General features: G+C 39.8%; 10 protein-coding genes and 1 pseudogene. 5 read left to right on the top strand and 6 right to left on the bottom strand.

Annotated features, from left to right (window positions below; genetic code table 11):
- From J500_RS15870 to rimI, 3 genes and pseudogenes are all read left to right on the top strand, one after another.
- A pseudogene (locus J500_RS15870) lies at positions 1-300 on the top strand (elongation factor Tu); the annotation flags it as partial.
- Positions 301-562: 262 nt separating this feature from the next.
- On the top strand, positions 563-1,444 hold the full coding sequence (locus J500_RS15875) for a metal-dependent hydrolase (protein ID WP_004995933.1): 882 nt from the start codon (positions 563-565) through the stop codon (positions 1,442-1,444).
- A 112-nt stretch (positions 1,445-1,556) separates the two neighbouring features.
- Positions 1,557-2,015 carry a ribosomal protein S18-alanine N-acetyltransferase gene (rimI, locus tag J500_RS15880; RefSeq protein ID WP_034700550.1) on the top strand — a complete coding sequence of 153 codons (459 nt, stop codon included), beginning with the start codon at positions 1,557-1,559 and terminating at the stop codon, positions 2,013-2,015.
- A 42-nt stretch (positions 2,016-2,057) separates the two neighbouring features.
- On the opposite strand, the gene J500_RS15885 is transcribed toward rimI, so the two are convergent.
- The 4 genes from J500_RS15885 to trxB all read right to left on the bottom strand — a co-directional run bounded on the left by J500_RS15885 (position 2,058) and on the right by trxB (position 6,339).
- Positions 2,058-2,873, bottom strand: a complete 816-nt coding sequence (locus J500_RS15885; RefSeq protein WP_004995936.1) for an arginyltransferase — start codon at positions 2,871-2,873, stop codon at positions 2,058-2,060.
- 21 nt (positions 2,874-2,894) lie between these two features.
- Positions 2,895-3,623, bottom strand: coding sequence for a leucyl/phenylalanyl-tRNA--protein transferase (gene aat / locus J500_RS15890; protein WP_026039972.1), 729 nt, complete (start codon positions 3,621-3,623; stop codon positions 2,895-2,897).
- A gap of 61 nt (positions 3,624-3,684) precedes the next feature.
- Positions 3,685-5,241 (bottom strand): class I SAM-dependent methyltransferase, encoded by a 1,557-nt coding sequence (locus J500_RS15895; RefSeq protein ID WP_004995941.1) that lies wholly within the window; start codon positions 5,239-5,241, stop codon positions 3,685-3,687.
- Positions 5,242-5,391: 150 nt separating this feature from the next.
- Entirely contained in the window at positions 5,392-6,339 is a 948-nt protein-coding gene (gene trxB / locus J500_RS15900; protein ID WP_034700542.1) for a thioredoxin-disulfide reductase, read from the bottom strand.
- Positions 6,340-6,660: 321 nt separating this feature from the next.
- Here trxB and J500_RS15905 point away from each other — a divergent pair, with 321 nt between their 5' ends.
- Positions 6,661-9,723 (top strand): DNA translocase FtsK, encoded by a 3,063-nt coding sequence (locus J500_RS15905; RefSeq protein ID WP_034700544.1) that lies wholly within the window; start codon positions 6,661-6,663, stop codon positions 9,721-9,723.
- 77 nt (positions 9,724-9,800) lie between these two features.
- Here J500_RS15905 and ppk2 read toward each other — a convergent pair whose 3' ends face one another.
- Entirely contained in the window at positions 9,801-10,736 is a 936-nt protein-coding gene (ppk2, locus tag J500_RS15910) for a polyphosphate kinase 2 (RefSeq protein ID WP_004991028.1), read from the bottom strand.
- A gap of 222 nt (positions 10,737-10,958) precedes the next feature.
- On the opposite strand from ppk2, the gene rhtC reads away from it, so the two are divergent.
- Positions 10,959-11,582, top strand: coding sequence for a threonine export protein RhtC (rhtC, locus tag J500_RS15915; protein WP_034700546.1), 624 nt, complete (start codon positions 10,959-10,961; stop codon positions 11,580-11,582).
- Between the two features lie 185 nt (positions 11,583-11,767).
- Here rhtC and J500_RS15920 read toward each other — a convergent pair.
- Positions 11,768-12,138: IS5/IS1182 family transposase (locus J500_RS15920; protein ID WP_034700548.1), on the bottom strand; the 371-nt coding region annotated here is incomplete at its 5' end.

Consider the following 12,138-nt stretch of genomic DNA (forward strand, 5'->3'; position numbering starts at 1 on the left):
CCAGGTGCGATCAAGCCACACACTAAATTTGACGCAGAAGTATACGTACTTTCTAAAGAAGAAGGTGGTCGTCATACTCCATTCCTAAATGGTTACCGTCCACAGTTCTATTTCCGTACTACTGACGTAACTGGTGCAATCCAGTTGAAAGAAGGCGTGGAAATGGTTATGCCAGGTGACAACGTAGAAATGTCAGTAGAATTGATCCACCCGATCGCAATGGACCCAGGTCTACGTTTTGCGATTCGTGAAGGTGGTCGTACTGTAGGTGCTGGTGTTGTTGCGAAAGTAACTGCATAATCACTTTATAGTGAAAAGGCGCTCCATTCGGGGCGTTTTTTTATGCCTGAATTTAAATAATGCTTTTGTGATAGTTTTTGGCTATTTAGCTTTTTAAGGTTCGTTAGAAAAGATCATTCTCCATATTTTTGTCATCATGACCTAAACTGATAATTCTGTGTCCTTAACTGCACTTAAGGCTTTTGATCAATACCGTATGATAACAACGAAGAAAACAAACAATAAATAGCAATGGCGTCAGCGTCATTGAGGAGTAATGAGCATGAATGCTAAGGTAAATATTTCAAATCGTGCGGGTGCAAGTTTTCCAGTCCGTCGTATGAATTTTGATTTTGACCATGTACCTGAATATTGGATGAATGGTTCGGCAGGATTGACCCATTTTATGACCGCATTGTCTGCTTTATTTCCAGATGGTGAGAAACTCTTTATCGATTCTGTTCGTGCAGTTCGTTATCACCCCGCGATTAAAAATAATGAAGCACTACAAAAAGAGATCAGTGCTTTCATTGGTCAGGAAGCTATGCATACCCAAGAGCATGTGGGTTTTAATTCATCAGCACAAAAATATGGACATGATGTTAACAAATTAGAAAAACAGACTAATGTGGTCATTCAGACAGGTCGTAAAGTCTTTGCCAAAGCGGTGAAACCTTTTGGCATGACACAGGAAATGGTGGATTTAACCGCAACCACAGCTCTTGAACATTTTACCGCGACGATTGCTTCAGAACTATTACGTAATCCTCATATTCAGGAACTTATGACCGATGACACCATGAAATATATGTGGCTCTGGCATGCGGTTGAAGAAAATGAACATAAAGCCGTGGCTTACGATGTGTATGAGGGTATTTTTGGTCGTGGTTTAAAGGCTTATGCTCTGCGTAATACCGCATTACTGGTGGCAATGGGGCTGATCTTTGTTACGCAGTCTTCTTTTGTTGTTCGTCTTTTACGTGAAGATAAAAAACTCAATTTAAAAGAGTTAACGATGATTTATAAATATGCCTATAGCCCGTCAAAAGGGATTATTACGGGTATGACGGGTGAGATGTTGGCTTACTTTAAACCTGGATTTCATCCCAATGATTTAGATACTGTTGAGTTGTTAAAAAATTGGAAAGCCAAACTGGGTTTATAAAGTTAATTGTTTATGCAAAGGGCAATGCATGAATTGCCCTTTTTTTATGGTGCAGGATTCTATAAGATCAGACATCTTTTCATTCGCTTAAATTGCTGACATGCAAAATATATTGATTCGTTCCATGCAACCCAAAGATGTTCAGGCTGTTACCCAAATTGAACAGCAGGTACAAACGCATCCGTGGACAGCACAGCAGTTTTTGGAGTCGGTTGAATCCTACCAGAGTACCGTGATCGAACAGCAAAATCAGATTTTAGGCTTTTGTATTTTGCAGCCTGTGTTGGATGAAGCGAATTTATTATTAATGGCGATTCATCCTAAATTTCAGGGGCAGGGCTTAGGTTATCAACTTTTGGAAAAGTCGATTGAATTACTCAAAAACCATCCTGTGCAGATTTTTTTAGAAGTACGTGAAAGTAATTTAGGGGCGATCAAGCTATATGAAAAATCTGGTTTTCATCAGATTGATCTAAGACGCAATTATTATCCAAAACCTGATGGCACACGTGAGCATGCGATTATTATGGTGAAAAGTTGTAGTGATGATTTTGCGGCTTTATTTAAATAATTGATTTAAATAAAGCGGATTATTTAATGGAGTGGATAATGTTCACTCGACGATCAAATTATTCCATTCGGAAGGCAGTGTCGTCATCAATGAATTACCTAAGCGTTGTATTTCTTCTGCGCTAAGTGCCCGATTGAGTCTACGCCATTGACCATCAAGTAAAAGTTCAAGTGGAATATACTGAGATTTATAATTCATTTTTTGTGAGTGCGGTACCCAGTAACCCAAATAGAGATAATCCTGTCCTAAAGTCTTCACGTATTCCAGTTGTTTTAAAATGGCAAAAACACCTAAAGAGCGTCGACTTTCATTAGGGTCAAAAAAAGTATAAACCGCAGATAAACCATCATCCATTTTGTCGCTGGTTGAAACACAAATCAGTTGATCATCTTTCCAGAGTTCAATAAAAAAACTTTCAGTACAGCTATGCACTAAAAATTTTTCAAATTGATCTAGACTTGGCGGGTACATATCACCATCTGCATGCCGCTCATTGATATAACGTTCATACAGTTCGTAGTGTATTTGGCTTGCTTGATGGGTTGGCGTAATTTGCATGCGCAAATCTTGATTACGCTTCCATGCTTTTTTTTGCACGCTATTCATTTGAAAATCATGAGCAGGAACACGACAGGATAGACACTGGCGACATAAATGACATTCTGGACGATAAACAAAATCGCCACTGCGGCGAAACCCAACTCGTGAAAGTTCAGATAAGGTCACTACATCGATACGGTGAATCGGGTCTAAAAATACCATTCGCGCAGATTTATTTTCAAGATAACTACAGTCGTGTGGAGGCGTGATGTAATACTGCAAATCATTGAGCAGGGACTTGGGATGATAAGATTTCATATTATTGGTCCCTCGTTATTATCATTCAATTAGCTTTGCATTTTCGGCAACCGTTTTACTTGAAAATACACGCTCTTGATAATTTTTCCAATCGATAGGGGGGCGAATAATTACATCTTGTAACGATTTTAAATATTCTTGCCGAGAAAGTGTACAGGCACCCAAGCTAAGTAAGTGATCATTGACTAACTGACAATCAATCCATGCCAATTGATTTTCCTGTCCGAGAAGCATCAAAGCGTAAAATGCCATTTTTGAAGCATCGGTACGGACGCTAAACATGGATTCACCAAAACAGCCTCGACCAATACTCACGCCATACAAACCGCCAATGAGTTCCTGATCATCCCAAACTTCAACACTGTAGCCATAACCTTCACGAAACAGCTCAACATAGCCTTGTACAATGTCCTCAGATATCCATGTTTCACTGGTGTAATTACGCGGCAATGCACATGAACGCATGACCCGTTCAAATGCTTGATTGATGGTAATCCGATAATCCATCTTTTTCATGTTGCGTAATAGGGTTTTGCTAGGTTTGTATTGATCAGGATAGATCACACAGCGTGGCTCTGGACACCACCAACAAATGGGATCGCCTTCATTGAACCACGGAAAAAGTCCGTGTGTATAAGCTTCATATAAGGTGGATGGTTCTAGATCTGCTCCAATACAAATCAGACCCTGACCTTGTGGATCAGACTCAATAGGATCTGGAAAAAGATACATGGATGGAAGCAGCATGATGGGAAGACGATAAAAAAGATCGGCCTTATTTTAGCCGATCCACACAGATAAAACAGGTCATTTACGCAAATAGCCTGAGTTGTCGGGCAATCGTTAATTTATCTGCGGCCAGAAACTCCGCTGCTTTCTTCTCAATAAACGCTAAACTTTGTGCTTGATCGCTAATGGTATTTTTATCTGCATCCAAAACATACCAGTTTAATTGATTGAGAACCTGTTGCACGTACTCAGCAAATTCATGCGCAGTCGTTAATCCATCAATAAAATGAGCACGATAAAATAGCTGATGAAAATGCTCAGTTGGAATACCAATTCCAGTCAAGGGACTAATGAGTGCCTGATAATTTTGATGGAAACTGGCTTGTTGAATTAAATAGTGATTAAGTTGTTGGCACTGTACCGTAACTTTTTCACTTGGGGTTATGCTCTGGCAAGGTTGAGCAAAACCTAAATGAGATAGAATGACCAGCGCATTTAAAATCTGCGCATAATTTAGCTGCGGCAGTGCTAACTCAAGTTCCCGAATGGTTTGTGGCTGATATTCATGTTTTAGAAAATGCTGACCTATGGGGTGATAGATTTCTTCGATCAGATTAAATGTACCCAGATAACCAGTAATATCATGAGGCAGAAATTCAGGTGAGCTGAGTAAAATAAATGCGGTATTTCTTAAACGTTCTTGAGTTTGTAAATCGGTCAGTGAATTTTTACCTCGGATAAACAAATCACGACGAAACTGCGTACTGGCAAAATAGTCACGGCATTGTTCCTTAAAAATAGGATGCTCAATCGCATTTAAAAAATCCTGATGCTCCTGAGAAAAATTAATATTATCCAGATGCGTATTTAAGTCACTGGAACCAGCATAAGTAAGTTTAATTTCTTCCAGTAAACGTACGACTTGCTGAAATGAGAAACATTGCCAATCCTGATTTAAGTACTCATGAATCAGATAATTTGGATTTTGATTTTTTAGTTCGCCCACTTTTGACAGCGCATGGGGATGGCGTTTCACAAATAATGGATTTTGAGCGAGCAAAGATTCACTAAAATCTAACGCATCTTTAACTTTCTGGATTGGGTTGGTACTTTTGCTATTAAATTTGAAATGACTATGGAATAACTCACGGATCGGCATATTCGCGGCCCAACCCGTAACACAGTTATAACTGATATACACAATGCCACTCGGTTTTAGGTATTTTCGTATAAATTTTAAAATAATCAGTTGGTTTTCATAGCTAATCCAGCTCCAGATCCCATGTAAGCTAATAGAGTCAAACATAGGTAAATCAGGTTTGTTGAGCAGTTCTTCAAAACTATCATCATAAAAATAATGTTCGGTCTGACTATGTTCAGCAACTTGGTTGGCATGTGCTGCATGTGCAGGATTGAAATCTGTTCCCCAAAAAGTTCCTTCATTGGACGCTGCATGAATATTAATACTCACCCCTTGTCCAAAACCCAGTTCACAATGCTGATGAGTTTCACTAGAGCTTGGGCAATCAACGCCATTGAGCAATAAACAAAAACGCTGATAGTTAGGACTTAAGTCTCGATAATAACCATAGGTATAATTTACTTCTGTTTGATAGCCGTTGGTCCAAGTTATAGTCATAAAGCTTCCTATTTAATGTGGTAATTTAATTAAAATATTCTTATAAAAAATAGTTAGATAATAGTTATAGCGTGTCCTTAAACAAAAAAACCACCTTTATTGGTGGTTTTTTGTAGCTTACCTAATTTTTGCAGGGTCTAAATCATCCACTTAGATACTGTCTAAATAGAAATCTGCATCTAGCGCGGCCATACAGCCTGAACCCGCAGAGGTAATCGCTTGACGATAGATATTATCAGCCACATCCCCCGCAGCAAAAACCCCCGCCACAGAGGTTGCAGTCGCATTGCCTTTGGTTCCGCTTTGTACTTGGATATAACCATCACGGAGTTCAAGCTGGCCTTCAAACATGCCAGTATTGGGTTTGTGGCCGATGGCAACAAATAGTCCTTGTACATCGATGGTTTGAGTTGAATCATCTTGAGTCGATTTTAAGCGAACAGAAGTTACGCCTGTATTATCGCCGAGTACTTCATCGACTTGATGATTCCAGACAATACTGATTTTGCCTTCTTTTTCTTTGGCAAATAGATGATCTTGTAAAATTTTCTCAGAACGCAAACTGTCACGACGATGTACTAATGTGACATGTGAGGCAATGTTAGATAAATACAAAGCTTCTTCAACTGCTGTATTACCGCCACCGACGACCATGACTTTTTGGTTTTTGTAAAAGAAACCATCACAAGTTGCACAGGCACTGACACCCTGACCCATAAATGCAGCTTCTGACTCTAGCCCTAAGTATTGAGCAGTTGCACCTGTCGCAATGATCAGTGCGTCACAGGTATATTCACCCATGTCACCTTTCAACACGAATGGACGAGTTTTCAGATCAACTTCATTGATATGGTCATACAGGATTTCTGTACCAAAACGTTCTGCATGCGTTTGCATACGCTCCATAAGCGCAGGCCCTGTCAATCCTTCAGGATCACCCGGCCAGTTATCGACTTCAGTTGTGGTGGTGAGTTGACCACCAAGCTGTAAACCTGCAATTAAAACAGGTTTTAAATTGGCACGTGCAGCATATACCGCAGCGCTATAGCCCGCAGGACCTGAACCCAAAATAATTAACCGCGAGTGACGAGCGCTCATCTAAGCTTCCTTATTTATACTAAAATTGAGAAAATTATACGTGAAAGTCGATCATAAAGGGGCTGATTTGATGTCGATAATATTGATCATCTAAATCGAATTGAGCTATATAGATAAAAGTCTCAATTGTGGACAATTTAAAAAAATCCTTTAATGTTGTGTCATCAGGTGAATTACCCCTGACAACAAGATTAACAACAAGCGTAAACAATCATGCATCTTTTTTGTAAGAACAGGTGCATAATATAACCTTTATTCGTAGCGACCTTTTGACGCTACGACATAACAAGATCAATCTATAACTGGGTTACAGGACAGTATATGACTGCGGTGTCAAGTGTTTATGCACAGCGCTTATTAATCACATTATTTCTGGTTTCTTTTGGGATCTATATGTTTCTGGCAACAGTGACCTATACACCGTTTGATCCCGGCTGGATGCATATTTCAAGTGACACCCAACAAGTGTCTAACGCAAGTGGTGTGGCAGGAGCGTGGATCGCCGATTTGCTCTTTGGCTTTTTAGGCTGGGCAAGTTTACTGATTCCACTGTTTTTGTTTATTGAAGCAATACAGGTTTGGTGGCCACGCAGTTTTTTAAACCGTCCATTTCGTTATGCCGCACAGTTTTTTATTATTTTGGCGACATCTACCTTATTGTATTTACACTGGAATCTGCCTGCCGATACACTGGACAATGCCTCTGGGGGAATTATTGGTTATGAGATCGGAGAAAGCCTGAGTCATTTATTAACCATCTATGGCGCAACTTTATTCTTATTGGTGTTTTGGGTGGTTTTAATCACATTTGCTTTTGGGATTCAGTGGAATAAAACGTGGGTGACATTAAAAGCGACACCTGCTTATTTACAGGATTTGTTCTATAAAAATGTATCTCCTCATGAGTCTGATTTTGATCTGACGGATCCTCCTAAAAAGACAATTGCTTCGCCTGCAACCACAGCTGTATCAAGTTCAAAAGTTGAAACTTCTGTAGCTGGTTCTGAATCTGATATCCAACCACAATTGCATTCTTCTCCAACAATCAAAGCAAATGGTTATGTAAGTGATGCCACCGCAGAACGTTTATTTGATGATGTTTTAGCCAAAGAGCAGGCTGCAAACCAACAAATTTTAGATGATGAAGATCCTGAGGAATTTGAAAAAACTATTCAAAAGGCGCATCAATTACAAAAAGATAGTCAGCGTTTAGTTGCAACTGGAGAAGTCTGGCGTGCCTTACAGTCTGATGATCTGAATCATAAACAGGAAATTGATGCCTTACTTCGTGCGGCTGATGATGCGCAAGAAGCACCGCGTTCCCCGTATGATCATCTACAGCAAGTGGCCCAGACTGACGCTGAAATGACCGATTATTCTGCTCAAGCTCAAAAAAAATCGTCTCTGGATTGGAATGACGATGAAATTTTTGATGAGTTATTGGCGGCTGTACCTAATAATAAAGCAGCTGATATTCATACGCCATTTGTCGAAAATACCTCAGCGCATGTACATGTTGAACATGATGCAGATGGATTGATTGAGCAGGTGGAACAAACCATTCAGCAAGCATCGATTGCCCCATCGACACCTAAAAATATGCACTATGCTGAGGAACTTGATGATCTGACTGATTTATTGGTCGATGATGAAGAACCTAAAGCTCAAGCTACAATTCAAACCACAAGTAGTTATGCGCAATCCACCCCATTTGTTCAAGCTTCGATCCAGACCGATTTAAATCATAAATTATCTAAAGAAGAATTTATTGAGGCTTGGCAGGAAACCGCAGGTAAACCTGATGATGAGCTAGATGAGTTTGACTTTGATGCACCATTAACGGATATTTCAGGTCGACCGATGTCTCGTGCTATGCAAGTTGCACAAAAACGTCGTGATTTGCCGACCTTACCGGGTTTTGAGTTACTCGATAAAGTTGATCCAAATAAAAAAGTGAACTTTACCGCAGAGCAATTAGAACGTTTGTCGGAATTACTGGAAATTAAGCTTCAGGAATTTAATGTCAAAGCCAAAGTGATCGAAGCGCAACCTGGACCTGTAGTGACCCGTTTTGAGCTGGATTTGGCACCCGGTGTTAAAGCTTCTAAAGTCACCAATATTTCACGAGATTTAGCTCGTTCTATGTCAATGGCATCGGTTCGTGTAGTGGAGGTGATTCCGGGGAAACCTTATATCGGGATTGAAGTTCCGAACAGTACTCGTGAAATGGTACGTTTGATTGAATTGCTAGAAACGCCTTCTTTTAAAGATCCTGCGGGTTTACTCTCCATGGCCATGGGGAAAGACATTTCAGGTAATCCTGTCATTACTGATTTGGGTAAAGCACCCCACATGTTGGTCGCAGGAACCACCGGTTCTGGTAAATCTGTGGCAGTAAACTCGATGATTTTATCGATGTTATTAAAATACACGCCAGATCAGTTACGTCTGATTTTGATCGATCCTAAACAGCTAGAACTTGCCAACTACAATGATATTCCGCATTTGTTGACGCCTGTTGTGACTGACATGAAAGATGCAGTCAGTGCTTTAAACTGGTGTGTCAATGAAATGGAGCGTCGCTATAAACTAATGTCGTTCTTAAAAATTCGTAAACTTGCGGATTACAATCGTAAGGTTGAAGAAGCGATTGCGAATGGTGAAGACTTAATTGACCCGACATGGAAGCCAAGTGATTCGGCAACACAGGAACGCGCACCACGGTTACAACCTTTACCTTCTATCGTCATTGTGGCGGATGAATTTGCCGATATGATTATGCAGGTGGGTAAAAAAGCCGAAGAAATGATTACCCGTTTGGCACAAAAATCACGTGCTGCGGGCATTCATCTATTGCTTGCCACACAGCGGCCTTCGGTTGACGTGATTACAGGGTTGATCAAAGCCAATATTCCGACACGTGTGGCCTTACGTGTGAACTCAAAAATTGACTCACGTACTATTTTAGATGCGGGTGGGGCAGAAGACTTATTGGGTCATGGTGATATGTTATTTCTTGGGCCAGGTAAAATTGAGCCTGAGCGTGTACATGGCGCATTTATCAGTGATGATGAAGTTAACCGAATCTGTGATGCGTGGCGTGAACGTGGTGATCCTGACTATGTCGATGAAATCCTGACCCCTTATGATGAAGAACCCACTTCACGCGGTTTTGAAGACAGCGGAGAAGGCGGTTCAGATCGCGATATGCTATATGACCAATGTGTCGCCTTTGTTTTGGAAACCCGTAAAGCGTCGACTTCTTCGTTGCAGCGCAAATTTAGTTTGGGCTATAACCGTGCTGCACGGATTATCGATCAAATGGAAGAAAACGGAATAGTGAGCGCAATGGGCGCAAACGGTAAACGTGAAATTTTAGTTTAGTATTTGTTTAAAAACACCATAGTCTTCACTATGGTGTTTTTTTGATTGGAATTTAGCGGATTAATTTTAAGTGATGATCAGTCAGAATCTGTATCCATCACTTGTTTAAATTGTGGATTTGGAATCAGAACAATTTTGTCATCCACACGATTCGTCACTTTAAGATCCTTATTTGGATAATCTAATTGCGATAAAAAATGACGAATACAATTTAAACGTGCACGTTTTTTATCATCAGATTTAATAATCGTCCACGGCGCATCGCCTGTATGTGTGTGGAAAAACATTTGATTCTTGGCTTCAGTATAATCATCCCAGCGATCAAGAGACTGAATATCAATTGGTGAGAGCTTCCAATGCTTTAAAGGATCATCACGGCGCGAGATAAAGCGACGTAATTGTTCTTCACGACTGACCGAAAACCAGAATTTAAATAAATGAATGCCGCTATTGACCAGCATGCGTTCAAGCTCAGGTGTTTGGCGCATAAACTGCAAATATTCTTGTGGTTCACAAAATCCCATGACCCGTTCCACACCTGCACGGTTGTACCATGACCGATCAAAAAATACCATTTCACCTTTAGTGGGTAAACGCTCAATATAGCGCTGGAAATACCATTGACCACTTTCCTGAGGGTTCGGTTTTTCAAGAGCGACTACACGCGCGCCACGTGGATTTAAATGCTCCATAAAACGTTTAATCGTACCCCCTTTACCTGCTGCATCACGCCCTTCAAATAAACACACAATACGTTGTCCTGTATCCTTCACCCAAGATTGAACTTTAAGTAATTCAATTTGAAGGAGTTTCTTTTCGGCTTCATACGTCTTGCGTGACATACGTGTGCGATAGGGATAACTTTCGGGTAAAGCGGCGGAGCTAGATTCTTCTGCTGTCACCAATCCTTTATATTCAAGCACCGATTTTTTAAAGACAGGTAAGTTCTTGAGTTGCTCTTGATCAATCACTTCAATGTCTTCATTAGGATTAGGTTGGTGATCTTTATCCATTTTTTTCTCGCTATAACAATGAACTGAAACTAAAAAATATTAACGCTAAAATCAACGATCTGACTTTTTATCAGACATCATTAATTTATCTAATTTAACAATATCATTGAGTCAATCAAAAAATAATAAACTTTTATTAGCTGTTCAGACATAAAAATGGCTGGGGAATTATGCAAAAAAATGTTAAATTTAGACTCTAGATGCGCTTTATTTGGGGGATGAATGTTTATTGCCTTGATCACACTGATGTTCATTCAGTTTTGCGCTCTGATTACCCCAGGTCCAGATTTTTTTCTAGTTTCTCAAACGGCAATTAGCCGTTCGCGTCGTGAGGCCGTATTTGTCGTTCTAGGAATTACAGTCGGGGTCATGTTTTGGGCAATCTTAGCCTTGATGGGCTTAAATATCATTTTTGAAAAAATGGCATGGTTAAAACAGATTCTACTGGTGATTGGTGGGATTTATTTGTGTTGGCTCGGCTTTCAAATGCTACGTTCCGCTTTTTCCAAACACAAAGTTCAAAATACTAATACGCCAATTGATTTACCTAAAACTGATACCAAGTTTTTCCTAAAAGGCTTGTTGACCAATTTATCCAATCCTAAAGCCGTAATTTATTTTGGTAGTGTATTTTCTTTGTTCTTGGCAAATCCTGCATTAGATCATGTGCATTCATTGCTGTTTATTATTATTGCGGTAGAAACTCTGATCTGGTTTTTATTTGTGGTATTTGTATTTTCTTTACCAAGTTTTAAATCAGCTTATCAAAATGTTGCAAAATGGATCGATGGTGTTTCTGGTGGTATCTTTACGGCGTTTGGCATTTATTTGATTAGCCATCGCTAAAATAAGGAAAAATAAAAAAACCTGCATCAGCAGGTTTTTTATTAGATTTATTTCATCAGTCCTTTTTACTTCTTCTTTTTGGAAAAAAAGAACATCTAAACTGCAATGAAAGAAATCTATTATTAATTTGAATGGCTTTGTTGCACAAATAGACGAAAGGTAGAGTTGTTCTAATCTTCAGATATTTATGCAACAGCCACCGTTTTAGCTGTACCAAGTTGAGTAAATTTATTCAAAATATCGACTCTTATTTGCAAGTCAACCACCTGACGATTAAAGCATCGACTAGATACACCTTGTCCAAGTCGTTTCAAGGCAAACATTTTAGCCTCTATTCGGGATCGTCGATGATAACCAATATCTCGTTTCCACTGCTTTTGACCCTTGTCCCAACAGCCTTGTACTGCATGATTTCTTGCTTTACCAATTTCATTTTCTGCCCATAAAGCAGCATTGGAACGAGGAGGGATAATTACATTTGCTTGCCGTTTCAAAATCGCATCATAACAATTCACTGTGTCATAAGCACCATCAGCCGTGACAGATGCAATGGGTT

Origin of the sequence: Acinetobacter sp. 479375 (assembly GCF_000581715.1) — a bacterium.
Lineage (GTDB): Bacteria > Pseudomonadota > Gammaproteobacteria > Pseudomonadales > Moraxellaceae > Acinetobacter > Acinetobacter ursingii.

Excerpts from the sequence above, each read along its gene's own strand:
- trxB (WP_034700542.1), bottom strand. The coding sequence starts at position 6,339 with ATGAGCGCTCGTCACTCGCGGTTAATTATTTTGGGTTCAGGTCCTGCG.
- J500_RS15885 (WP_004995936.1), bottom strand. The coding sequence starts at position 2,873 with ATGAAATCTTATCATCCCAAGTCCCTGCTCAATGATTTGCAGTATTAC.
- rhtC (WP_034700546.1), top strand. The coding sequence starts at position 10,959 with ATGTTTATTGCCTTGATCACACTGATGTTCATTCAGTTTTGCGCTCTG.
- J500_RS15875 (WP_004995933.1), top strand. The coding sequence starts at position 563 with ATGAATGCTAAGGTAAATATTTCAAATCGTGCGGGTGCAAGTTTTCCA.
- J500_RS15895 (WP_004995941.1), bottom strand. The coding sequence starts at position 5,241 with ATGACTATAACTTGGACCAACGGCTATCAAACAGAAGTAAATTATACC.
- J500_RS15905 (WP_034700544.1), top strand. The coding sequence starts at position 6,661 with ATGACTGCGGTGTCAAGTGTTTATGCACAGCGCTTATTAATCACATTA.
- ppk2 (WP_004991028.1), bottom strand. The coding sequence starts at position 10,736 with ATGGATAAAGATCACCAACCTAATCCTAATGAAGACATTGAAGTGATT.